This window comes from Veillonella infantium (assembly GCF_002959895.1).
Taxonomy (GTDB): domain Bacteria; phylum Bacillota; class Negativicutes; order Veillonellales; family Veillonellaceae; genus Veillonella; species Veillonella infantium.
Genome location: NZ_PPDD01000010.1, coordinates 183,104 through 208,396 on the forward strand (window position 1 = coordinate 183,104; position 25,293 = coordinate 208,396).

Genomic DNA, 25,293 nt, shown 5'->3' on the forward strand with positions numbered 1-25,293 from the left:
TAATATAACACAAAAGGGCTGTAACACAGTGCTAGAGAACACTGCATTACAACCCTTAAAAGATCCAACATCTTATAAGAAGTCTTTAATTTTATCGCGTTTACCACGATTGCGCAATTTAGTAAGCGCTTTGCCTTCTATTTGACGAATGCGTTCACGAGTTACATTGAAATGTTGACCTACTTCTTCCAATGTACGAGGTTTGCCGTCCTTCAAACCAAAGCGCAAAATCAATACTTGTTGCTCACGGTCAGTTAAGCATGTAAATACATCTTCAATTTGTTCTTGTAATAAGATGTAGCTAGCTGCATCGTCTGGAGCAATAGCATCTTGGTCCTCAATAAAGTCTCCCAAGTGAGAGTCTTCCTCTTCACCAATTGGAGTTTCCAATGATACTGGCTCTTGTGCGATTTTTTGAATTTCACGCACGCGCTCTACCGTAATGCCCATACCTTCTGCGATTTCTTCTGGTAATGGTTCACGACCTTTATCTTGCAATAATTGTCTGGAAATACGAATCAATTTATTGATTGTTTCTACCATATGTACAGGAATACGAATCGTACGAGCTTGGTCCGCAATAGCACGAGTAATAGCTTGACGAATCCACCATGTTGCATATGTGGAGAATTTATAACCCTTTGTATAATCGAACTTATCTACAGCTTTAATAAGGCCCAAGTTACCTTCTTGAATCAAATCCAAGAATAACATGCCGCGACCTACATAACGTTTTGCAATACTTACAACTAAGCGCAAGTTAGCATCTACCAATTTTTTCTTAGCCTTTTTGGCAAGTTGAATATCTTTATATGTAGCATCTTCTGCTGCGCCAGCTTCAATTTGCTTTGCTAAAACGATTTCTTCATCTGCAGAAAGCAATGGGACACGACCAATTTCCTTGAGATACATACGTACAGGATCATCAATGTTAACACCAGAGTCTACACTTAAATCGATGGAGATATTCTTTTCACTAGAAGTATCTTCTTCATCCTCTTCTTCTGGTTCTATTGGATTAGCGTCCGCATCCTCACTGTCGATATCAGCCACTACTTCAATATTTAATTTACCAAATGTAGTATAAATATCGTCTAATTGTTCCGCAGTAAGTCCAGTTTGCTCATGAAGAGCATCTGAAATCTCTGATTGTGTCAACACGCCGGTTTTTCGGCCTTTTTCAAGAAGTTGTTCTACAATCTCCTCTATTTGACTTTTTTGTACTTTCTTAGCCACAGCGCTCTCCTTCTTACATTATATTACTTAGACCATTCTCTAATTAAGTTCTGTATTTCCTGACACTTATGTAATTCGCTAATAAATGTCGAATCTCCTGCCCGTTTTAATTGATCCGCCATAATTGAATGCGCTTTATACTGTTCACGCAATGAATGAATCCTGATCTTGCGGATTAATCCAGGCACTTGTACCTTATATTCATCGTCACTCATAACAACCAATCTAGAGTAAATATCATACTCCGATGGGGATAAAACAGATTGAATGGCAGTATCATCTAGACGACCTTCTTGTTTAAATAAGGTGAATATCTTTTCTATTATACCTCGATATTCAATTTTTTCAAAGTCTTCTAATGGCAAATAGCTCATCATATGTTGTAACACTTCACCATCTGTAAAGGCTAAGGACAATAATTTTTCTGCATCACCTTTAGGTAAATCCTGTGTTGGCAACGGTGTAGACGCAGTATCAACCAATTCAATTTGTCCTTTTTTTACATAGTCTCGGAAATATCTAAAAATACTACTATTATCAAGCCATAGTGGTAATGCCAATGTCTTTAGAGCATCATCCCGTTGTGTTTGACTATCTATATTAGCAATATATGGGAATACATCAGCCATAACAGCTTGCTTCCCTTCCGTATTATTTGTGTCGTGTTTAATTAAGGACTCACTTAATAAATAATCAAGAGGCTTAACCGCTTTAGCCACTAAATCTTTAAATGCTTGTCCTCCATGATTACGCACATAATCATCTGGATCCTTACCATCTGGCATAGCCAGAACACGCACCTTAAAGTCCGTATTTTGTAATAATTCTATAGCCCTAGCTGCTGCTTGACGACCTGCACCATCCATATCATAGGCCAGCACAATTTCATCAGCCTGCCTCATTAATATATTACCATGATCTCGTGTATAAGCCGTCCCCAAGGATGCTACTACATTAGTAACACCATGGTTATGAGCAGATATAACGTCCATATACCCTTCCACAAGGATAGCCTGTCTCTCTTGACGAATAGATTTATAAGCCTTATCAAAGGCAAATAATAGTTTTCCCTTTTCAAAGATGGCTGATTCTGGTGAGTTTAAATATTTTGGCGTGCTGTCATCCATAACACGACCACCAAAGGCAACTACACGACCTTTACCATCCATAATAGGAAACATAATTCGGTTTCTAAAGAAATCGTAAAACTGTCCCTTTTGGTTTTTACGGACCAGATTCAACTCCAAGAGAATAGAATCATCGATACCACGTTCGTGAAAGGCGCGATACAACTTATCCCAACCATCTGGAGCAAAGCCTAATTTGAATTTTTCAATTGTATCTTTTGTAAGGCCCCGTTTTTTTAAGTAATCAAGGCCCACCTTACCAATCGATGTTTGAGTAAGGCAGTTATGGAAAAATGTAGCCGCTAATTCTGAAGCTTCATATAGTTTTTTTCGTCGTTCATCTCGAGCTCGTTGTTCTGGTGAAAGTTTTGCCTCCGGCAAGGGAATATTAGCACGATTAGCAAGCCGCTCTAGAACCTCTACAAAGCTTAAATGCTCTAGTTCCATGAGGAATTTAATGACATTCCCCGATGCATGACAGCCAAAACAATAATAAAAGCCCTTTTCAGGGGCAACACTAAAGGACGGCGTCTTTTCATTATGAAATGGACAACAACCCCAATAGTTCTTGCCCCGTTTCTTTAAAGCTACATGCTCGGATATTACAGATACAATATCATTTGCATCTTTGATTTGTTCAATCAATTCATTTTCAAAATATCTGCTCATAGCCAACGCCTCCTTCCCTTATATATATTAATTCGATATACAAATAAAAAATCCTCTATTTGTAAAGTAATTTAATCAATTATCGAGTCAACCGGTTTAATAACCGATACGAATCATAGGAATCATCATCTATTAAAGATCAATACATAAGGATTCCTATACTCCGTATCTTTAAATTATATGCAAATGAAATTTGATAATAATAGGCTGCAATGAATCATTGCAGCCTATACTTATCGCTTATAGCATATTATTTTGCGTAATCCACAACGCGAGTTTCACGAATAATTACGACCTTAATTTGGCCTGGATATTCGAGTTCAGACTCGATGCGTTTTACGATATTCCGAACAAGTAATGTAGACTCAGCTTCATCAATCTTATCCGGTTTTACTACAACGCGAATCTCACGACCTGCTTGAATAGCAAAGCATTTTTCAACGCCTTCGAAGGATTCAGCGATTTCTTCCAATTTAGATAAACGTTTTAAGTAGTTTTCTAATGTTTCTCGACGTGCTCCTGGACGAGCCGCAGAGATAGCATCAGCAGCTGCTACTAATACAGCTTCTACAGATTGGAACTCTTCATCACCATGATGAGCGCCAATGCAGTTAATTACTGCTGCGCTTTCACGATATTTACGAGCCACATCAACACCGATTTGAACATGAGAACCTTCAAGTTCACGGTCTAATGCTTTACCAATATCATGGATCAAACCACCTCGTTTAGCCAATGTTACATCACAGCCTAGTTCAGCTGCCATCAAACCTGCTAAATGAGATACTTCAATAGAATGTTTCAAAACGTTTTGACCGTAACTAGTACGATATTTCAAACGACCTAAAATCTTAACAATTTCAGGATGTAAGCCATGAACATCAGCTTCAAATGTTGCTTGTTCACCAGCTTCTTTAATAGTTTGGTCAACCTCTTTACGAGCTTTACCAACCATTTCTTCAATACGAGCTGGATGGATACGACCATCTACAATCAATTTTTCTAAAGCAATACGAGCCACTTCACGACGAATTGGGTCGAAGCCAGAAAGAATAACTGCTTCTGGTGTGTCATCGATAATCAAGTCAATACCTGTTAATGTTTCGAGTGCACGAATATTACGGCCCTCACGACCAATAATGCGGCCTTTCATTTCATCATTAGGCAATGCCACTACGGATACGGTAGTCTCCGCCACATGGTCAGCTGCGCAACGTTGGATTGCAGAGGAGATAATTTCTTTTGCTTTTTTCTCCGCATCATCCTTAGCTTGCTGCTCCATTTCCTTAACCATAATTGCCGTTTCATGACGAATCTCTTGTTCTACATTTGTTAACAAGATATTCTTAGCTTCTTCAAATGTCATGCCAGAAATACGTTCTAACTCTGCCATTTGTTTTTCATACAAAGCTTCAATTTTTTCACGGCTTTGGGCTAAGTCAGCTTCTTTGCGATGTAAAGCTTCCTCTTTGTGTTCAATATTGTCTAATTTTTTATCCAAAGATTCTTCTTTTTGAAGAATACGACGTTCCATACGTTGAAGTTCAGAACGGCGATCTTTATTTTCTCGTTCTACATCAGAACGGAGCTTATGAATTTCTTCTTTCGCTTCTAATAAAGCTTCTTTCTTTTTAGACTCAGCTGTGCGCTCACCATTTGCGATGATGCGTGCAGCCTCTTGTTCAGCTTGATTCAGTTTTCCTTCAGCAATATTTTTTCTAAAAAAATAGCCTGCCCCTAGTCCAATCAGTACCATTACCACTGCAATTAGACAATACTCTAAAATATGTCCCACATCTTCTAAAATCTGTCTCACCTCCTCTTAAATTCTCAAAATCGAGCTTTCATGCTCCTTTTTATGCCCTTCATGCATTAAATTATCATTTAGCCATATCATCATATAAATAAATAAGGCTATTATTAATTTTAGACTTGAAAGCCCTTTCTGTCAAGATTTTACAAGCCTGGTAAGGCCTCAGAAAAAGTACTATCTATTCATAAAAATCATTGCACACAACTTGGATAGTACTCGTTGAAAACCCTCTATATTTGAGAAAATTAAAGACTTTTACACGAGGAGTGCAGTCCTCATTGAGAATGGAACCAAATTTTTTCTCCACCACACGATAAGCGGCTTTCACTTCATCATAATCAGAGATTTCCGGAGGCACAGTAAGACCTCTAAGTTTCATCTTTTGCTTAATCATGTAGGCGCCGTATTTTTGTTCTTTCATCAAATAGTTTAATACTTGTTCAGACAGGCGCTCATCATTGATATAATCATAGTCTCTAAGGCGTTCGAGGACCCTCTCAATGATTGGGTCCTCGATTTGTTTACGTCTCATTTTTTGTGTCAGTTCATAGGAACTTAGAAATCGTTGAGCTAGGAAGCGATACGCTTGATCCATAGCAGCTTGCATCGTTTCTTCACTCATGATTACACTTCTTCAGTTACTTCTTCACCGATTACATCGATTTCTTCAGTGCCAACCGCTAATGTATCGCGAATAATACGATCAATCTCATCAGCAATTTGTGGATTGTCGAGCAAGTATTGTTTAGCCGCCTCTTTACCTTGGCCCATACGTTCCCCATTGTAGGAATACCATGCACCAGATTTATTGATAATTTCCATATTTGTACCAATATCGATAAGAGTACCTGCTTTAGAAATACCTTCACCATACATCAAGTCAAATTCTGCTGTTTTGAATGGAGGTGCTACTTTGTTTTTAACTACTTTAACTTTAGTGCGAGCACCAACGTTTTCGTTGTTAGCTTTAATAAGTTCACCCTTACGAACATCAAGGCGTACAGAAGAATAGAATTTCAATGCACGACCACCTGTTGTAGTTTCAGGGTTCCCAAACATTACGCCTACTTTTTCACGCAATTGGTTGATAAAGATAACAACAGTTTTAGACTTGCTAATAATACCAGTCAATTTACGCAATGCTTTACTCATCAAACGAGCTTGAAGACCTACGTGAGCATCGCCCATTTCGCCTTCGATTTCAGCTTTAGGAACTAAAGCTGCAACGGAGTCAACTACGACGATATCTACAGCGCCACTGCGAACTAAAGCCTCTGTAATTTCAAGAGCTTGTTCACCATTATCTGGTTGAGAAATCAATAGATTATTAATATCTACACCTAAGTTACGAGCATATACAGGATCCATCGCATGTTCCGCATCAATAAAAGCCGCAATGCCACCTTGTTTTTGCGCTTCTGCTACAGCATGAAGCGCTACTGTTGTTTTACCAGAAGATTCTGGACCGTAAATTTCAATTACACGGCCGCGAGGGAAGCCCCCTACACCAACAGCGATATCGATAGCAAGAGAACCGGAGGAGATAACCTCTACGTTCATGCGATCAGCTGCTTCACCAAGACGCATAATAGCGCCTTTACCAAAATCTTTTTCAATTTGTTTTAACGCGTTATCCAACGCTGCTTGTCTGCCATCTACAGCCATTATTTTATTTCCCCTTTTCTGTTATATAAGTATACACATAATATAGTGCTAGCTCTGCTGCACTTTGTCGAATATCTTCGCGATTACCAATTAAATTAGCCTTGTGAGCTACTGTCCCATGAGGTCCAGTTACACCGAACCACACAAGACCAACCGGCTTCTCAGGGCTACCACCGCCGGGACCAGCTATGCCAGTCGTAGAAACGGCATATGTTGTTTGACCCACAGTTCGTGCCCCCTCTGCCATAGCCTTAGCGACTTGCTCACTTACGGCACCATACGTATCGAGCATGTTTTGAGGTACACCTAGTACACGATGTTTGATGTCGTTGCTATACGAAATAACGCCACCCATGTAGTATTCACTACTACCACTGACATTAGTCAATAACTTACCAACTAAGCCAGAGGTACAAGATTCAGCAGTACTAATCGTACTATGTTCCTCTAGTAAAGCACGCCCCAGAGTTTCCTCCATGGAAATAGATAAATCGCGACCTACCCGAGAGCCTAACCGTTCTCGAATGATAGCATCCCAAGGATTTAGAAGCTCATGTGCAGCCTCTAAGGTATCAGCCTTAGCAGTAATACGAACCTCTATGTACCCCTTTTTAATGAGCAACGCAATGGTTGGATTCGATTGGTTCTTAATGAGATCCATTAAGGTATTTTCTAAATCAATTTCGCGAATATCGTATACCCCATAGCGATAGGAGGTAACAACACCTTGTGAACCAAATCGATTCATTAAATAAGGCACCACACTATCGTGGAACATACCCTTCATCTCACCAGGAGGTCCTGGCAAAAGTATGTATGTAGTATCGCCATCTTCCACTACAACACCAGGCGCCACGCCTACCGGATTATGTAATACGTTTGCGCCTTCAGGTAACTCAGCTTCTCGACGACTTGCATCGGGTACAGTTCGTTTTACACTTTCAAAGAAATGTTTAACCTCATCCATTGCCTCTTGATTAAATACAATAGGTCGTCCAATAGAATCGGCTAATACATTACGCGTAATATCTCCTTGCGTTGGTCCTAGTCCGCCAGTACTAATAACGATGTCCGCTCTAGTGCTAGCTAATTGAAAGACCTCTGCCATGCGCTTAGGATTATCCCCCACTACAGATTGATGAGCAATAGTATAGCCTAATTTATTTAATTCTTGTGCTAGCCAAGATACATTTGTATTCACTGTATCGCCTAGCAATAATTCTGAACCTGTAGAAATAAGTTCTACAATCATCAGATCACCTCCACAATCGAAAGAATCGAGCTGTGTTTTATTCTACAACCGTAGCTACTACATCATACGCAAAACCTTGTTCTACTTGTACTTTGAGGATGTCACCAGGTTTAATATCTTCGCCGCAGTCTTCGATGTACATGTTGCCGTCTACATCAGGAGCTTGAGATTTCAAGCGTCCTTTAGCTAGTAATGTACCATTCTCGCCGTCCTCGATTTCTTCCACCATTGCATAGTCAACAGTACCTTCTAAATCGCGATTATTCTCTTCAGAAATAGCTGCTTGAATGGACATGAGAATATGATAACGTTCTTCTTTCACCTCTTCTGGCACTTGATCTTCACGGGCACCAGCTGGTGTACCTTCCTCTTGAGAGTAAGTAAATACGCCCATATTATCAAATTTTATTTCTTTTACAAAGTCACAAAGTTCTTCAAATTGTTCATCTGTTTCACCAGGGAACCCAACGATGATAGATGTGCGCAATGTAATATGTGTCGGTGCATTTCTAATCTTCTTAAGCAAACGTTCAATATCATTGCGATCATCACGACGATTCATTTGTTTTAAAATATCGTTATTCACATGTTGTAGTGGAATATCTACATATTTACAAAGTTTTGGCTCATTAACGATAATATCTAACAATTCATCGGAGAAGAAAGTTGGATATAAGTATAACATGCGAATCCATTCGATACCTTCTACGGCAGTTAATTCCTTAAGCAATGTAGTCAACAATGGTTTACCATCATTTAGATCAATACCGTAACTAGTTGTATCTTGAGCGATAAGAACGACCTCTTTAACACCGGATGCAGCCAATCGTTCTACTTCAGCCTTAATAGACTCAATAGTACGACTGCGGAACGCACCACGCACCTTTGGAATAATACAGAAGGTACAACCATTATTACAGCCTTCAGCAATTTTTACATATGCACTGTACCGAGGCGTTGTTTGAATACGCGGCATACGCTCATCATAAATATTTGTAATATTTTCCATGATACAACTGCGATTACCATGTTCAATAGCATCAACGGCTACCATAATCTGATCCCATGCACCTGTACCGATTAAAGCATCAATTTCAGGAATTTCTTGGAATAATTCATCTTGATATTGTTGGCTTAAGCAACCTGCTACAATAAGGCCTTTACATTTACCATCATCTTTATATTGAGCCACCTCAAGAATAGTATTAATAGACTCGGCTTTTGCTTTCTCAATAAAGGTACAGGTATTTACAACGATAAGATCTGCTTCGCTTAGGTCCTCTGTAATCGTATAGCCATTATCTTTCAATAAGCCTAACATTACCTCTGTATCTACTAAGTTTTTAGCACAACCTAGGCTAACATACCCTAATTTCTTACCCATTCTATATCCTTTCATAACTAGTTTATTTCTCAATTTACTTCCTGTAATAGGATCTATATAACTGAGTTACTCCTTGCGGAAGCGCACTTGGCTAACCCAGTGATTTAACAATAACTTTTTACCATCTATAGTGTAACCACCATTAACAGGCCATAAAATTAACTCGTGCCCCAATGAGTCTTTTGGCTCATCCATTTCTGGATTCGTAAATATATAGGTGAAATTATTTTCAACCATATATTTTGCAGTCTTTGTAGATAACAACCAATTAATAAATTCAACGCTATCTGCTTTATGTTTTGAATTTTTTAATACAGCAGCGCCAGTTACATAATAAGATGTTCCATCTGTTGGGTATATAACCTTAATCGGATATCCATGACGAGTATATTGGGCTGCATCAGACAAATTACCAATGCCGATATTAGACTCTCCTAACGCAGTTAAGCGAACTGGAGTAGACAAGAACTTGGCATGTTGTATTATATGTGGCTTTAAGCTATATAAATAGTTCAGTGCCTCAGGCTCGCCTCTATATTCCACCATGTTATATAACAAATTAGCTGCATTTTGGGATGCTACAAAATCGGTCATCACAATAGACCAATCACCTTGTTTTCCCAATGTATCCCAAGTAGTAATATATTTACCTATCCCATTGTAGAAGGTGTCATTTTGAACAAATACAATAGGATCATACCAAAGACCTACCCAATACCCATTTATATCTTTTAGATTATCACGTACTTCGTCAATTCTCTCATTAACGATAGGTGCATATTTCCCTACATTTGCCCCTACAACAAGATTATCTTCAGAGGTAAGTACCAGATCACCAGATGTATCAGCTACATTTGAAGCCGACCGTTGGGCCATTTGCTCTTCTGTAAGAGGCATAACTGTAACTTTTACATTTTTCTCCTCTTCATATCGGTCGGCAAGCAATGTAGTTATATTGTTCGGCAAGTCTGTATAAACAGTAATCTCACCACGAACAGGTTCTTTTGCATGTTCTAACTGTTCTTGATGGTAAAAGTTTACGCCATAGGTTAACATTCCTATAACAAATAGGGCTAAAACGCCCGGAGCAATCCACCGTTTCATATATGCCTCCTATAAGACATAACGTATTCCCAAACCAGAATAGACAAAACTATTCTCCATTATTAACGACTACCACGTCCTCGATTACTATTAGATGGGCGACTTTTGGTCATGCCATTACGAGAGGGTCTACCCTTACTACTTTTCTCACTAGACTGACGTCCGTTGCGACGATCATTATTCTTCCCACTATTACGAGAACCACTAGATTGACTAGGACGATTAATCCGACCAATTGGGCGTGGTGGAATCAAACATTCAGGTCCAAACCCTATCAAGTCACGTCGATTAGCTTCAATGAGCGCCTCTTTTACAAGGTCATAATTTTCAATATTTTTATATTGCATTAAGGCCCGCTGCTTAGCTTTATCTCTACCTTTTTTGGCAACATATACAGGTTTTCCATCCAGTGGGTTAATGCCCGTATAATACATACATGTCGATAAGCTCCCCGGCGTAGGAATAAAGTCTTGCACTTGTTCTGGATACATATGTTGATCACGTAAGAACTCGGCTAATTCAACAGCATCTTCCAAGGCACAACCTGGATGAGAGCTCATAAAATATGGTACTAGATATTGCTTCTTACCAAGCTTTTTATTGGCCTCTTCAAACCAAGATTTGAAGGTGAGGAACTCTTCCTTACCAGCTTTGCCCATCATATTGGTAACGCGTTTAGAAACATGTTCTGGCGCTACTTTTAGTTGTCCACTTACATGAAATTCACAAAGCTCGCGGACAAAATCTTTATTGTTATCCGCTAGAACATAGTCATAACGCAAGCCGGAACGAACAAATACCTTTTTTACGCCTTTTAGCTTACGTAATTTACGGAGTAAAGCAATATAGTCATCATGGTTTGTATTTAGATTTTCACAAGGCTCTGGCGCCGCACAAGTACGACCTTTACAAGCACCATATACAGCTTGTTTGTCACAAGCTAAATGACGGAAGTTCGCCGTAGGGCCCCCAACATCATGAATATATCCTTTAAAGTTATCCATATTAATCATAGTTTGAGCTTCATCAAGTAAAGACTCATGACTACGGTTTTGGATGATACGACCTTGATGATTTGTTATTGCACAGAATGAACAGCTACCAAAGCACCCCCGTTGACTTACAAGGCTAAACTGTACTTCGCTTAATGCTGGTACGCCACCCTTATCATCATATTTAGGATGCCACTTGCGAGTATACGGCAAGTTATATACGCCATCCATTTCCTCCTGCGTAAGTGGCAATGCAGGTGTGTTTTGAACAAGATATCTATCGCCATGTTTTTGTACTACTATACGACCATAGAATGGGTCTTGTTCATCATACTGCATACGGAATGCATCAGCAAAAGCCATCTTATCCGCTTTAATTTCCTCAAAAGATGGACACTCAACATAGTCTATGGTAGGGATTTCCTTGGCCATATAACAAATACCACGAATAGATGGCAAGGACTCTTTAAATCTATCTTGATCTAACGCATCAGCTAATTCTACGATTTGAAGTTCACCCATACCATAAATGAGTACATCCGCCTTTGAATCAACTAAAATAGAACGACGCACAGTATCTGACCAATAATCATAATGACCAAATCGACGTAAGGACGCCTCTATGCCACCGATAATAAGAGGCACATCACTGTAAGCCTCCTTCATACGATTCGCATATACCAAGGTAGCTCGATCTGGGCGATGGCCCGCTTCACCACCTGGAGAATAGTCATCTTGTCGACGAATTTTCTTTGCCGCCGTAAATTTATTGAGCATTGAATCTAGATTCCCTGCTGTAACAAGGGATGCTAGACGCGGTTTACCAAGTTTTTTGAAAGCCTCTACATCATTCCAATCTGGTTGATCTATAATACCCACACGATACCCTTTGGATTCTAAGTATCTGCCGATAACTGCAGGTGCAAAGGAAGGATGATCCACATAGGCGTCCCCACTAATGAGGACAAAATCTAATTCGGCCCAACCTCGTTCCTTCATATCCGAAGGTTCTGTTACTAAAAATCTATCCATTGATTGTGTAAATGCCTTTCTATCATTCCTAATCAACTATTAGAAAAGGAATAACCACAGTAAAAATAATGCCATACAGAATAAAATAATGCCTAAAATAATACGTTCCTGAACGATAGAACGTTGGCGTTTTCGTTGTCGCGTTTCTAAAGACATACTCTTCTTAGAGGTTTGGTATTCAACGAATTCGCTTTGTACCAAATTTGGCGCTGCTTGTGCCTTCTGACGCGTCACAGAACGCAAAGAAAACGTATCTATATCACCTACTTGACTTTGGTAGGCTTTTACCAAGCGATCCCCATCAAGATCTAAATAATTACCGTAATTACGAATAAAGCCTTTTACGTAGACCTGACCAGGTATGATGTCATACTTACCATCTTCGATAGCTTCCAAATAGGTTGTTTTAATGTGCAGTACTTGCTCCACATCTTTAAAGGTTAAATTACGTCTTACTCGTTCACGTCGTAATTCTTCGCCTAATTCAGCCATTTTCGTTCCTCTCTTAATCTACATAATACTCATATCGTAATCATTTAATTATTGCTCATCATTGGAGTCTGAGAAATATCGCGCCTTAGCTTGTTCAGGACTCATCAAAATTTCTCGAGCCTTACTGCCCATACTAGGACCAACAATTTTAAGATCTTCCATCGTATCAACAAGGCGAGCCGCACGAGTATACCCAATGCGGAATCGACGCTGTAACATAGACACCGAAGCTTGACCAGATTCCATAACGAGATTAACAGCACGGTCTAATAATTCATCGCGGTAAATATCATTTTCTTCTGATGATTCTTTTTCGGTTTCCTTTTCAGCCTCTTGTGTAACAGTATCGTCATATTCTGGTTCACGTTGAGCTTTTACAAATTCCACAAGATGTTCTACCTCATCATCAGAGATAAACGCACCTTGTACACGAATTGGTTTATTAGCACCAATTGGAGCAAATAACATATCCCCTTTACCAAGCAGTTTCTCAGCACCCGCCATATCGAGAATAGTACGGGAGTCAATTTGAGAACCTACTGCAAAGGAAATACGACTAGGTACATTAGCCTTAATAGAGCCTGTAATAACGTTGACAGAAGGACGTTGAGTAGCAAGTACCATGTGAATACCTGCAGCACGCGCCATTTGTGCTAAGCGACTAATAGATTCTTCAATATCATCAGGAGCAGTCATCATAAGGTCAGCTAACTCATCGATAATTAATACAATCAAAGGCATAGCCGCCTTAGGGTGCGCTTCGTTATAGCTCTTAATATCGCGTTTGCCAGATGCTGCAAAAGCTTTATAACGAGCCTCCATCTCACGAACGGCCCAGCGCAATACAGCGGCTGCTTTTTTCATATCTGTTACAACTGGCGCCATCAAATGAGGAATACCGTTATAAATCGATAATTCAACCATCTTAGGGTCGATTAATAAAAGCTTAACCTCTTCTGGTTTACGACTAAAGAGAATACTGGAAATCAAAGTATTTACACATACAGATTTACCAGAACCAGTAGTACCTGCTACAAGCAAGTGAGGCATCTTCGCAAGGTCAGTAATAACAGGCTTACCTGCAATATCCTTGCCAAGACCTACCGGAATACCCCCACGAGCGTCCTTGAAGTCACTACAATCAAGAACATCACGTAAATGAACGGCCTCTGTCGTCTTATTAGGAACCTCGATACCGATGGCGGATTTACCAGGGATTGGAGCCTCCATCCGAATATGTTGAGCCGCTAAGTTTAAGGCAATATCATCAGTTAAATTGACGATGCGGCTAACCTTTACGCCTGGTGCAGGTTCAATTTCGTAGCGTGTAACAGTTGGACCTTGTGTAGCATTAACGACCTTAGCAGTAATACCAAAGTTACTCAATACATTTTCAAGCATCATTGCATTTTGCGCTACTTCTTCACCATTGCTTTGACTCCCCTTCCCTTTCGCCAAAATATCAAGGCTTGGGAAATGATAAGGTCTATCATAGGTACGATGAATTTGACCATCTTTAGATACTGCTACTTGTGCTGTATCTTCTGTAGTACTAATAGTAGATGGTACTTGTAAACTCATACCAGACAAACCGGCACCAGCACTTACAGAACTTGCTGCAGCACCTGTTCCAGGTACAGCAGAAGCTATGGCAGCGTGATTAGTTTCCAATGGACCAATCGTTGTATTTTGATATGTAAACTTTGGTTGTTCCTCATGGTTATTCTCTACTGAGTCAGATTCATCTATATATCCTTCGTCTGGAGTATATGTATAATCCTCATCTGGAGTATATACATAGTCATCACCTGTAGATCTACTAGCATCAGAGAATTGATCAAAATCATCTACATCATAAGACTTCGCATCACCAGCATCTTCAGAAATATTCGCCAATTGTTCTGCTGCACGGTTGCGCGCTTCTATTTCAGCTAATTCTTTCCAAGATGTAGGAGCCTTTGGAGCTTCTACAGTCGTTACTGTATCCACCATAGGTTCATTATCTACAACCGCACTCGTTTCAAAGTTATCTCGGTCGGTAGTGATACCTCGTTTTTCAAGTGTATCTAACGCTTGATCTGCAGCATCAGCAAAGCGTGTATCCTTTTCCCTGTTATACGCTTTCCGTTGTTCTGCAGCTTCTTTACGTTGTTCATTCCAATCTTCAAAGACCTCTTTAGCTACAGCTACCTTCTCAGCAGCCACTTCTTTAGCCACATCTAAACCTACTTGTGTTTTATCCGCTGCCTTTTGCAAGCCACTTCGCAAAGATAAACGAGTGATCAGAATACCAAAAGCTAATAATAAGAACACATCTAAAATGATAGCCCCTAGCTCACCTAATAGGGTGCGAAGGAATGTAGCGATGGCACCACCTACTACACCACCTTGATCAGCCAATTGTGTTGTGATTAATTCCTGCCCCTCAGGAACGCGCCACAATGGAACAAGGGCTAGCAAGAATAGGAAGAACAAAGTCATTACAACGCCCCGTTTAGTAACGGAAATAAATGTTCCTTTATACAATAATCGCCAGCCAATCCAGAACACACCAAAGCAAGGAATAATACCACCTAGGCCAAAACCATAACGGAATATACCTGTTAAAATCTGTCCTACAAGACCGAGTTCAAACCCAAAGAATCCGAGCAAGGAAATAACTGCAAAGGCAATTACAATTAAGCCTTTAACTTCGCTGCGCAAGGAAAATCCTTGAGACTTAGTTTGCTGTTTTGTACTTGTTCGCTTTCGTCGTGTATTGCGTTTTTTGGTGGAAGTTTTTTCTTCTGCCATAAATCTATACAAACCCCTTACTTATATAACACTACTGTAAATTAACTTATCATTATATTATAGCATATATCGAAGTATTTAGTTAGCTTTTACGCCGTTTCTCCCAGTCACAAAGTAACTGTTCTTCCTTGCCTCTTTTAATACCGTTGTAGTACGAAGCATCCATAAGAGGTGTTGGTAGATACTGCTGTTTTACATAGCCATTTGGATAGTTGTGAGCATACTTATAGGTGTTCCCATGACCTAACTTGCTAGCCCCACTATAATGACTATCTTTTAAATGATCTGGCACCTGTCCACAATCCTTGTGGCGCACATCGGCAATTGCTGCATCGATAGCCAAATAAGCAGAATTACTTTTCGGTGCTAATGCTACATAACAAGCCGCCTCAGACAATATGATACGAGCCTCTGGAAATCCTACCATATGAGCCGCTTGAGCCGCTGCATTGGCTAGAATTAAAGCTTGCGGATCTGCAAGGCCTACATCCTCAGCTGCACAAATTACGATACGACGAGCGATAAAGTTTGGATCTTCGCCAGCTTCAATCATACGAGCGAGATAATGAACCGTCGCTTGTACATCAGAACCACGCATACTTTTAATAAACGCAGAAATCGTATCATAGTGACTATCGCCTTTTTTGTCGTATGTATAAATACGGCGGCCTACGACCTTTTCAAGGACCTCTATAGTAATAGCCCCTTCATCAGGTACCATTGCTGCTGCCTGCTCTAAAATATTTAACGCCATACGCCCATCGCCATTGACGAAAATCCCTACATCTTCAAGAACCTCATCTGTCACCTGTAGATGCCGTTTACCAAGGCCTACCTCTTCATCTGTAATAGCACGGCGCAAAATTTGGCCTATAGCCTTTGGTGTAAGCGCTTCTAGGGTAATTAATCTTAGACGAGATAAAAGAGGTCTATTTACCTCGAAAAATGGATTTTCTGTGGTAGCGCCAATGAGGATGATTGTGCCATCCTCTACACAAGGTAATAACACATCTTGTTGGCTTTTATTAAAGCGGTGAATTTCATCGAGGAATAAAATGGTTCGTTGTTGTAAAGATCGCACCCGCTTACGAGCATCCTCTATGATATTACGCAACTCACCTATGCCCGCATTAGTAGCATTTAAATTTACAAAATGACTATTGCTAACCTTAGCAATAATACCTGCTAGTGTAGTTTTACCCGTTCCACATGGGCCATAAAAAAGCATAGATGGAATTGTATCCTTTTCAACCATAGCTCGTAAGAAAGTCCCCTTCCCTACCGCTTTTTCTTGACCATATAAATGGTCTAATGTGGTAGGACGCATACGCACCGGTAACGGTTCATACGTATTGGTGGGCGTCATATCAAATAAACTATCCATTCTATCACCTCAATCCATAACATCTTGTCTATTAACTCTAACGTTTTATAAATTATACAGTCTAGTAAATTGTATTCATTAAGAACACAATCTATATATCAATAGCCTATAATAACTATATTGGCTGGTCTTTTCTATATATAGTATATGACATGACATGTCATTTTTACACGCAAAAAAGCCCCACCATGCCGTAATGTACCGCGTTTTGATCCTGCTTAGGGCAGGTGGGTGTCCTCCTCATCCTGCAGTTGTCCCATAAGGGCGTAACGTTCAGACGAGAGTTCGGACTCCCGAAGTAAATGTGTTGGCTCAAAACTGCGATATCACACGCACATGGCAGGGATATCTTATACATAAATAGTATCAGAAAGATTGGTAATAAACAAGTCTTGACATTTGAATTTTAATCAATTCTTGCCTATGTTTTTACACCAAAGATTGCTCTTCTTCTTCCTCGATATCTGGTTTAATATGCAACTCTTTTAATTGTTTAGGTTCTACTTCAGATGGCGCTTGGCTCATAACATCAGAAGCAGATTGAGTTTTAGGGAATGCGATTACGTCGCGGATAGATTGACGTTTTGCCATCAACATAACAAGACGATCAAGGCCGAATGCACAGCCTGCATGAGGAGGTGCACCATATTGGAATGCATCAAGCATGAAGCCGAATTTGGATTTTGCTTCTTCTTCAGACAAACCAATAGCTTTGAATACTTTTTCTTGTACATCAGATTGGTAAATACGCAAGGAACCGCCACCGATTTCAACACCGTTCAATACCATATCATAAGCGATTGCTTTTACGCTGCCAGGATCGGATTCTAATTTATCAAGGTCTTCATGACGAGGCATTGTGAACGGATGGTGCATTGCAACATAACGTTTTTCATCTTCGTTATATTCGAACATAGGGAAATCAGTTACCCATGTGAATGCCAATTTATCTGAATCAATCATGTTCATACGACGTGCCATTTCAAGGCGCAATTCGCCCAATGCACGTGCTACAGTTGCTGGTTTATCAGCAATCATCAATACGAGGTCGCCACCTTTAGCGCCCATTTTTTCACCGATGTTGCGGATTGTATCTTCACCTAAGAACTTCATGATTTGAGACTTGATAGAACCATCTTCGTTGAAGCAAGCCCATGCAAGACCTTTTGCACCATAACGGTTTACATATTCAACGAGGTCATCAAGTTCACGACGAGGAATACCTGCATCACCAGGTACTACGATACCTTTAACTACGCCACCATTGTCGATAACAGAACGGAATACTTTAAATTCTGTATCTTTTACAAGATCAGTTACATCAGTAAAGGCCATGTCGAAACGAAGGTCTGGTTTGTCAGAACCATATTTATCCATTGCTTCATCCCATGTAATGCGAGGCATAGGCAATGTGATTTCTTTGCCCAATGTAGTTTTAAATACATGAGCAACCATTTCTTCAAGCATGGAGTAAATGTCTTCTTCATCTACGAAGGACATTTCCAAGTCGAGCTGAGTGAACTCTGGTTGACGGTCTGCACGCAAATCTTCATCGCGGAAGCAACGAACGATTTGGAAATATTTTTCATAACCAGCTACCATCAAGATTTGTTTGAAAATTTGTGGAGATTGTGGCAATGCATAGAATGTACCAGCATTTACACGAGAAGGTACTAGATAGTCACGAGCGCCTTCTGGTGTAGATTTAGTAAGCATTGGAGTTTCAATTTCCAAGAAATCGCGGCTATCGAAGAAGTCGCGCATTGCTTTCGTTACTTTGTGGCGTAAAATCAAGTTACGTTGCATTTCTGGACGACGTAAGTCAAGGTAACGATATTTTAAACGAATATTTTCATCTACATCGATATCATCTTGGATATAGAATGGAGGTGTTTTAGCAGAGTTCAATACGCGCAACTCTTCACAGTACATTTCATATGCACCTGTTGGAAGATTTGGATTGATAGCAGCTTCATCACGTTTTGTAATTTTACCACGTACACAAAGTACATATTCGTTACGAACATCCTCTGCTTTGTGGAAAGATTCCACGTTATGATCTGGAGATGCCACTACTTGTACTACGCCAGAACGATCACGTAAATCCAAGAAAATCAAACCACCATGATCACGACGGCGTTCAACCCAACCACATAATACGACCTCTTTACCTACCTCTTGTTCAGAGATGGTGCCACAACCGTGCGTACGGTGTAAGCCTTGCATTGTTTCCATTCTAATTGTCATCCTTTCACCAAAGAAGTTATACGTTCAGAAACTGTATCGAGTGGTACAGTTTCTTGTTCACTAGTTTCCATGAATCGGATTATGGCTTCCCCACGAGCCAATTCATCATCACCCAATATGATAACATATTTTGCATTAATTTTGTTAGCATATTTTAATTGTGCCTTCATACTCTTACCCTGTCCGTCCATTTCAACGGATACATATGCATCATGCAATGCTTGGCAAATTTTGAAAGCCTCTACCTTAGCCGCATCACCAAGAGCTACTACGAATGCAGATGGCTCTACAGTTTGTTCCGGTAATAAGTTTTGTTTTTCAAGGGCTAATAATAAACGTTCCATGCCCATCGCAAAACCGATAGCTGGTGTATGAGGACCATCAAGTTCCTCTACAAGGCCATCGTAACGACCACCACCGGCTACTGCACTTTGAGCCCCTAATGGAGTATATTGCACCTCAAATGCTGTTTTTGTGTAATAATCAAGGCCACGTACTAAACGAGGATTTAATGTATATTGCACATTAGCAGCCGTTAAATAAGTTTTTAATTCTTCAAAGTGATCATGACATTCTTCACATAAATGTTCGTGAATTTCAGGAGCACCTACGGACAAGGATTTACATGTTTCATTTTTGCAATCCAAGATACGCAAAGGATTTTTATACAAACGTTCTTGGCAGTCACTACATAATTGTTCTTTTTTAGGCTCAAAGAACTCTATTAATTTTTCACGGTATACAGGGCGGCATATTGGACATCCTACAGAGTTCACCTCTACATTGAGGTCTTTAAGGCCAAAGTCTTTCAACAATTGTACGACCATGCAGATAACTTCACTATCCACTACAGGGGATTGAGAACCTAATACCTCTGCCCCAAATTGGTGGAATTGGCGGTAACGGCCAGCTTGTGGTTTATCATGTCGAAACATAGGCCCCATGTAATACCATTTTGTAAGGCCTTCTTTACCATATACTTTATTTTCTAAATAGGCCCGTACTGCAGATGCTGTATTTTCAGGGCGCAAGGTAAAGCTAGAGCCACCATCATCACCTGTAGTAAATGTGTACATTTCCTTTTGTACTACATCTGTAGTTTCACCGATGCCACGCAAAAATAATTTAGTATCTTCAAAGGCAGGTGTGCGAATTTCGTTGAACCCGTATACCTTACAAATTTCACGCATACGCTGTTCAATATAGTGCCAATTTATCATTTGCTCTGGCAAAAAGTCTTGTGTACCTCTTGGTTTTCTAATAGCCATTACACAACCTCCCAAAATTTTTTACAAATTCTATGTCGTTTCTCTAATAGTGCATCTATCGTTGCGTGGTAAACATCTACATCCTTTGGCATATGCTGTTTCAATTGACGATATTCAGGGGCCCGCATCCACTTAGATGAACTACCAGGTCCCATGGAAAGAATACTTTGTCGTTCCTCCATAATCTGAATATTATATTCGCACGCTTTGCCGGGCAAGGTATAGCCGATATTCTCTAACTGTCCTCTCATATATTGTTGGCGATACAGATAATATGGCACATAACCAGCCGCTTCAAGACGCTCTTTACCATATTGTACCATGTCTGCCACGAGATGTTCCTCAGGGATATCATCTTGCATATTTAAATCATACAATGGGCTACCACGTTTTAATGCTAACGTATGAATTGTAACATTTTCCGGCAAATTTTGACATACATAATCCATATTCTCTATCATGTTTTGCATCGTTTGATTTGGTAGACCGGCAATAAAATCCATATTTACCGCTAACGACGTATTATGTTTGACATATTGTAACAACTCATCAATATCACGTGCACTATGTCCACGCCCTATGCGACGTAAAATATCATCTTGCATCGTTTGTGGGTTAATACTGATACGATTGACACCTAAATCAAGCATAGATCGTAACTTTGTAGGATTAACAGAATCCGGTCGCCCCGCTTCTACAGTAAACTCATGACCTTCAGGAACAAGTATAGATAGCTGTTTTAGAACTTGGTGAAAGTCTTCGTCCCCTAGCACCGTCGGTGTACCGCCCCCCATATAGATGGTATCTACCGTTAAGCCATAAGATTCAACAATAGTTTTCATATCCTCTATGTCCCGGTCTAAGGCAGTTAAAAATTGGCTTTTACCATCATAGTCCTGATAGAGTCCATACGGAAAGGAGCAGTAAACACAGCGGGTGTCACAAAAAGGAATGCCACAATAGAGACTCACCTTTTTATGGTCTGTATCAGCTAAAAATGGACGTTGGTATTCACCTATAGAGCCTAAAGTGGCAAGTTTTTCCATAGACACAGAAAACTCGTCCCTAATGTGACGAGTTGCTGTGTGGATAGAGCCATATGTATCTATATATTTATGTAGCAGCTTTGTAGGGCGTACACCGACCATAGCCCCCCATGGTGCATCAACTGGCAAGCCTTGATATTCACGCAAATAGCTTAACAAAGCTTGCCCTATTTGACGTCGTCCCATAGAGGAAACGAGGCCTTCAAAAGTCTGAACCGTCTCACCAATGGTAACTGTTAAGGTATACAATCCATCGACTTCGTGAGCTTCAAGGATAACATCTGGATGCACCTTGTCAGAAAACAGGCCTGCAGCACCACAATTATGGGCCACTACAGAACCAAGTGGTAATGGTCCCGTATATAGATATCCATTAAGCATGGTGATGAGCCATACGTTCTAATTTTTCAAGCTCTGCTTCAGTCATATGATTTTGGCAATCACTGCAATAACCATATACTTTCAATTGATGGTCGATAGTGCGGAAGTTCAATTTCTTAGCGATGATAGATTCTAGAGTTTCTAGCATATCATCTTCGAACTCAGATACTTTACCACATTTTACGCAGATCAAATGATGGTGGAAATGAGCAAACTCTTCGTCGTTCAATTCGTAACGGTTACGACCATCTCCGAAATCAAGACGTTTCAACAAATCAAGTTCAGTGAAGAGATCAAGTGTTCTGTAAATAGTAGCCAAGCCGATATCAGGAGCCACTTCTTTTACAAGTACATATACGTCTTCTGCACTTAAATGATTTTCATCAGCATCGATGAAGGCTTGTAAAATTGTTTGACGTTGTGTAGTCAATTTGTATTTTTTGTCTTTAATGCGTTCTTTTAATTTTTCTAATGTTGTATTCATGATAACTATCCCCTTTACTTCTTACAAAATTTTATAAAACCTACGCTCCAACGAATGGATTGTATTGTTTTTCATAACCTATATTTGTTTCCGGCCCATGACCAGGATACACCATAGTATTATCAGGCAACTTATAGAGCTGCGTTTTAATGGATTCCATTAACGTCTCATAAGAACCATTTGGAAAATCTGTACGTCCCACAGAATCTCTAAATAGTGTATCGCCTACAAATACAAGGCCTTCCATATAATAACATACCCCACCTGGCGTATGACCTGGCGTTTCAAGTACTTCAAGGTCAATAGCGCCACATGTAATATGGTCACCTTGCTTAACCTCGATGATATCAGCATTTACCTTAATGGGTGTAGGATTGCTATAGGCGCTGAGATTTAACTCAGGATCTGCCAAATATGGTACATCACCCTTTTGAATATATACAGGCACATGATATGTATCTACAATATCTTGAACGCCACCAATATGATCACCATGACCATGGGTTAACAAAATCGCCTTTGGTTTTAAATCATGTTTCTTTAAAGACTCTAATACTTCAGCAGTAGCAGGATCAATAATGAAAGCTTCTCCTACCTCTTTATCTCCGATAACATAACAGTTAGTCCCTAATGGACCTAATGGCATGCGCATAAGCACTAATTGTTGTTCACTCATTAAGCCCCTCCTTTACTACGTTGTACCGTATATACTTCACGAATACGACGCAACTTAGTCATAACAAAATCAAGTTGTGAAATATCTCGGATATCAACAACTACATTGATACTTACGGTTTTAGTATCTTCTTGAACCTTTGCATTGATGTTTGTAATGGTGATTTTCAATTCTGAAAGTACAGCCATAACCTCCATCAACAGACCATTTCGATCATAAGCTTGGATATCGATGCCTACGTGGAAAGATTCACCAGAGGAACCATCCCAGGAGACCTCAATCATACGCTCTAAATCTTCTGGCGTATGCCCTAGACTCGTACAATCGGAGCGATGGATGGATACGCCACGACCACGCGTGATATAACCGATGATATCATCACCAGGTACAGGGCTACAGCATTTCGCCATACGCACCATAACACCAGCTTCGCCTTTTACAAGAACGCCTGTACCATTCTTGGTCGTTTTCGGACCTTGAGCTTTTAGTTTCTCAATGATTTGTTCAGTGCTGTGTTTAGACTCTTCTGCTTCTTTAGATTTTTTATAGAGTTCAATTAACCGCAATAGAACAGTGCTTACAGGGATGCCACCATAACCGCAAGCGGCAAACATTTCTTCTTCTGTACATGCTTTGAGCTGTTTCGTAACCTGTTGAAGTCGATTGTCGGTAATCAATTCTTTCCAGTTATAATTTAATCGTTTTGCTTCTTTTTCAAGAGCTTCTAAGCCTTTTTCAATATTTTCAGCTTTATTTTCACGCTTGAACCAGTTGCGTATTTTACTCTTACTTTCAGAAGAACCTACGATATTAAGCCAATCAAGGCTCGGACGACCGGTTTTAGATGTAATGATATCTACGATATCACCATTTTGCAAGGTGTAATCAAGAGGTACAATTTTACCATTTACCTTGGCACCTACGCATCTATGCCCTACATCGGTATGAACACGATATGCGAAATCTAGTGGAACAGAACCTATCGGCAATTTAACAACATCGCCTTTTGGTGTAAATACGAATACTTCACCAGAGAATACGTCTAATTTTAAAGCGTTTACAAGCTCTGTTGGATTACTTGTATCTTGCCATTCCAATACTTGGCGCAACCACGCAACCTTTTGGTCGAAATCCTTATCGCCATTTTTATTGCCTTCTTTATAACGCCAATGCGCTGCAACACCGTATTCAGATACGCGGTGCATTTCCCATGTACGGATTTGAATTTCTACAGGTTGCCCCATGGTACCGATAACCGTAGTATGTAACGATTGATACATATTAGATTTCGGCATGGAAATATAATCTTTGAAACGATATGGCAATGGTTTCCACAAACTATGAGCAATGCCTAGTACCGCGTAACAATCAGGAATTGTATCAACGATAACGCGAACTGCAAGCAAGTCATAGATTTGAGATAAATCGCGATTGTCCTTTTTCATCTTCTTGTAAATACTGTAGAAATGTTTTGGACGACCTTTGATATCCGCCTTAATATGAGCTTCGCCTAAAGCCTTAGTGAGTTGACTCATCGTATCATTTACAATGTCTTCACGAGCTTGGCGTTTTTGTTTCATTTGATCTACAAGATCATAGTATTTTTCTGGTTCTAAATACCGGAATGATAAGTCTTCCAGCTCCCATTTCACATTGAAGATACCAAGGCGATGTGCTAAAGGAGCAAAGATTTCTAATGTTTCCTTGGCAATGCGCTTTTGTTTGTCGCTACGCATATGCTTTAAGGTACGCATATTATGTAGGCGGTCACCTAGTTTAATAACAACGACGCGCACATCCTTCGCCATGGCTAAAATCATCTTCCGATAATTTTCCATTTGCCGATCTTCTTTTGTTTCATATTGGAATTGGTTTAATTTCGTTACACCATCAACAAGGAATGCTACTTCAGAGCCAAACATTTCCTCCAAGTCTTCCTTTGAATATGATGTATCCTCAACCACATCATGCATGAGTGCTGCCATAAGTGTGATATGGTCAATTTGTAAGTGTGCCAAAATATCAGCTACTGCTAGTGGATGCATGATATACGGTTCACCAGAAGCTCTAAGCTGACCTTCGTGAGCCTTATCTGCAAGCTCAAAAGCCTTTAATACTTGGTTACACTCATCATCTGTTAAATAGGTATGGATATACTCCATAAATTCAGCTAAAGCTTTTCCTTTATTAAAAGTGCTTTGTTCTACTAAAGCTTTGCCTTCTTCATTTACAGTTGTCATGGTGTCAC

General features: G+C 39.9%; 18 protein-coding genes and 1 other RNA gene. All 19 read right to left on the reverse strand.

Annotated features, from left to right (window positions below; genetic code table 11):
- Positions 1-72: 72 nt before the first annotated feature.
- The 19 genes from rpoD to VCHSUH03_RS07125 all read right to left on the reverse strand — a co-directional run bounded on the left by rpoD (position 73) and on the right by VCHSUH03_RS07125 (position 25,285).
- Positions 73-1,236, reverse strand: coding sequence for an RNA polymerase sigma factor RpoD (rpoD, locus tag VCHSUH03_RS07035; RefSeq protein ID WP_105094509.1), 1,164 nt, complete (start codon positions 1,234-1,236; stop codon positions 73-75).
- 23 nt (positions 1,237-1,259) lie between these two features.
- Positions 1,260-3,032 carry a DNA primase gene (gene dnaG / locus VCHSUH03_RS07040; protein ID WP_105094510.1) on the reverse strand — a complete coding sequence of 591 codons (1,773 nt, stop codon included), beginning with the start codon at positions 3,030-3,032 and terminating at the stop codon, positions 1,260-1,262.
- A 250-nt stretch (positions 3,033-3,282) separates the two neighbouring features.
- The gene (gene rny / locus VCHSUH03_RS07045; protein ID WP_105094511.1) at positions 3,283-4,827 is read right to left on the reverse strand and encodes a ribonuclease Y; all 1,545 of its coding nucleotides are present in this window, start codon (positions 4,825-4,827) and stop codon (positions 3,283-3,285) included.
- A gap of 196 nt (positions 4,828-5,023) precedes the next feature.
- Positions 5,024-5,467 carry a regulatory protein RecX gene (locus VCHSUH03_RS07050; RefSeq protein WP_060923958.1) on the reverse strand — a complete coding sequence of 148 codons (444 nt, stop codon included), beginning with the start codon at positions 5,465-5,467 and terminating at the stop codon, positions 5,024-5,026.
- Between the two features lie 2 nt (positions 5,468-5,469).
- Positions 5,470-6,510 (reverse strand): recombinase RecA, encoded by a 1,041-nt coding sequence (gene recA / locus VCHSUH03_RS07055; RefSeq protein WP_105094512.1) that lies wholly within the window; start codon positions 6,508-6,510, stop codon positions 5,470-5,472.
- 4 nt (positions 6,511-6,514) lie between these two features.
- Positions 6,515-7,762, reverse strand: coding sequence for a competence/damage-inducible protein A (locus VCHSUH03_RS07060; RefSeq protein WP_105094513.1), 1,248 nt, complete (start codon positions 7,760-7,762; stop codon positions 6,515-6,517).
- A 37-nt stretch (positions 7,763-7,799) separates the two neighbouring features.
- Entirely contained in the window at positions 7,800-9,146 is a 1,347-nt protein-coding gene (gene rimO / locus VCHSUH03_RS07065) for a 30S ribosomal protein S12 methylthiotransferase RimO (RefSeq protein WP_105094514.1), read from the reverse strand.
- 66 nt (positions 9,147-9,212) lie between these two features.
- Positions 9,213-10,250: an ABC transporter substrate-binding protein gene (locus tag VCHSUH03_RS07070; protein WP_105094515.1), complete on the reverse strand. Its 1,038-nt coding sequence runs from the start codon at positions 10,248-10,250 to the stop codon at positions 9,213-9,215.
- Positions 10,251-10,312: 62 nt separating this feature from the next.
- Positions 10,313-12,274 carry a YgiQ family radical SAM protein gene (locus VCHSUH03_RS07075; RefSeq protein ID WP_105094516.1) on the reverse strand — a complete coding sequence of 654 codons (1,962 nt, stop codon included), beginning with the start codon at positions 12,272-12,274 and terminating at the stop codon, positions 10,313-10,315.
- A 39-nt stretch (positions 12,275-12,313) separates the two neighbouring features.
- Positions 12,314-12,766, reverse strand: a complete 453-nt coding sequence (locus VCHSUH03_RS07080) for a helix-turn-helix domain-containing protein (RefSeq protein WP_105094517.1) — start codon at positions 12,764-12,766, stop codon at positions 12,314-12,316.
- A gap of 48 nt (positions 12,767-12,814) precedes the next feature.
- Positions 12,815-15,559, reverse strand: coding sequence for an FtsK/SpoIIIE family DNA translocase (locus tag VCHSUH03_RS07085; protein WP_105094518.1), 2,745 nt, complete (start codon positions 15,557-15,559; stop codon positions 12,815-12,817).
- 82 nt (positions 15,560-15,641) lie between these two features.
- A complete protein-coding gene (locus VCHSUH03_RS07090; protein WP_105094519.1) occupies positions 15,642-16,943 on the reverse strand; it encodes a replication-associated recombination protein A in 1,302 nt (433 codons plus the stop codon).
- A gap of 176 nt (positions 16,944-17,119) precedes the next feature.
- Positions 17,120-17,292: non-coding RNA, 6S RNA (gene ssrS / locus VCHSUH03_RS07095), on the reverse strand.
- Between the two features lie 80 nt (positions 17,293-17,372).
- Positions 17,373-19,178 carry an aspartate--tRNA ligase gene (gene aspS, locus VCHSUH03_RS07100; protein ID WP_105094520.1) on the reverse strand — a complete coding sequence of 602 codons (1,806 nt, stop codon included), beginning with the start codon at positions 19,176-19,178 and terminating at the stop codon, positions 17,373-17,375.
- A gap of 8 nt (positions 19,179-19,186) precedes the next feature.
- Entirely contained in the window at positions 19,187-20,458 is a 1,272-nt protein-coding gene (gene hisS, locus VCHSUH03_RS07105) for a histidine--tRNA ligase (RefSeq protein WP_105094521.1), read from the reverse strand.
- On the reverse strand, positions 20,458-21,885 hold the full coding sequence (hemZ, locus tag VCHSUH03_RS07110; protein ID WP_105094522.1) for a coproporphyrinogen dehydrogenase HemZ: 1,428 nt from the start codon (positions 21,883-21,885) through the stop codon (positions 20,458-20,460). The genes hisS and hemZ overlap by 1 nt, the downstream gene beginning before the upstream one ends.
- Entirely contained in the window at positions 21,878-22,369 is a 492-nt protein-coding gene (locus VCHSUH03_RS07115; protein WP_105089417.1) for a Fur family transcriptional regulator, read from the reverse strand. Before VCHSUH03_RS07115 ends, hemZ begins: the two co-directional genes overlap by 8 nt.
- A 40-nt stretch (positions 22,370-22,409) precedes the next feature.
- Positions 22,410-23,045, reverse strand: a complete 636-nt coding sequence (locus VCHSUH03_RS07120; protein WP_060923966.1) for an MBL fold metallo-hydrolase — start codon at positions 23,043-23,045, stop codon at positions 22,410-22,412.
- Positions 23,045-25,285 (reverse strand): RelA/SpoT family protein, encoded by a 2,241-nt coding sequence (locus VCHSUH03_RS07125; RefSeq protein WP_105094523.1) that lies wholly within the window; start codon positions 25,283-25,285, stop codon positions 23,045-23,047. The genes VCHSUH03_RS07120 and VCHSUH03_RS07125 overlap by 1 nt, the downstream gene beginning before the upstream one ends.
- Between the last annotated feature and the right edge of the window lie 8 nt (positions 25,286-25,293).

Excerpts from the sequence above, each read along its gene's own strand:
- dnaG (WP_105094510.1), bottom strand. The coding sequence starts at position 3,032 with ATGAGCAGATATTTTGAAAATGAATTGATTGAACAAATCAAAGATGCA.
- VCHSUH03_RS07050 (WP_060923958.1), bottom strand. The coding sequence starts at position 5,467 with ATGAGTGAAGAAACGATGCAAGCTGCTATGGATCAAGCGTATCGCTTC.
- recA (WP_105094512.1), bottom strand. The coding sequence starts at position 6,510 with ATGGCTGTAGATGGCAGACAAGCAGCGTTGGATAACGCGTTAAAACAA.
- VCHSUH03_RS07060 (WP_105094513.1), bottom strand. The coding sequence starts at position 7,762 with ATGATTGTAGAACTTATTTCTACAGGTTCAGAATTATTGCTAGGCGAT.
- rimO (WP_105094514.1), bottom strand. The coding sequence starts at position 9,146 with ATGGGTAAGAAATTAGGGTATGTTAGCCTAGGTTGTGCTAAAAACTTA.
- VCHSUH03_RS07070 (WP_105094515.1), bottom strand. The coding sequence starts at position 10,250 with ATGAAACGGTGGATTGCTCCGGGCGTTTTAGCCCTATTTGTTATAGGA.
- VCHSUH03_RS07075 (WP_105094516.1), bottom strand. The coding sequence starts at position 12,274 with ATGGATAGATTTTTAGTAACAGAACCTTCGGATATGAAGGAACGAGGT.
- VCHSUH03_RS07080 (WP_105094517.1), bottom strand. The coding sequence starts at position 12,766 with ATGGCTGAATTAGGCGAAGAATTACGACGTGAACGAGTAAGACGTAAT.
- VCHSUH03_RS07085 (WP_105094518.1), bottom strand. The coding sequence starts at position 15,559 with ATGGCAGAAGAAAAAACTTCCACCAAAAAACGCAATACACGACGAAAG.
- VCHSUH03_RS07090 (WP_105094519.1), bottom strand. The coding sequence starts at position 16,943 with ATGGATAGTTTATTTGATATGACGCCCACCAATACGTATGAACCGTTA.
- aspS (WP_105094520.1), bottom strand. The coding sequence starts at position 19,178 with ATGGAAACAATGCAAGGCTTACACCGTACGCACGGTTGTGGCACCATC.
- hisS (WP_105094521.1), bottom strand. The coding sequence starts at position 20,458 with ATGGCTATTAGAAAACCAAGAGGTACACAAGACTTTTTGCCAGAGCAA.
- hemZ (WP_105094522.1), bottom strand. The coding sequence starts at position 21,885 with ATGCTTAATGGATATCTATATACGGGACCATTACCACTTGGTTCTGTA.
- VCHSUH03_RS07115 (WP_105089417.1), bottom strand. The coding sequence starts at position 22,369 with ATGAATACAACATTAGAAAAATTAAAAGAACGCATTAAAGACAAAAAA.
- VCHSUH03_RS07120 (WP_060923966.1), bottom strand. The coding sequence starts at position 23,045 with ATGAGTGAACAACAATTAGTGCTTATGCGCATGCCATTAGGTCCATTA.
- VCHSUH03_RS07125 (WP_105094523.1), bottom strand. The coding sequence starts at position 25,285 with ATGACAACTGTAAATGAAGAAGGCAAAGCTTTAGTAGAACAAAGCACT.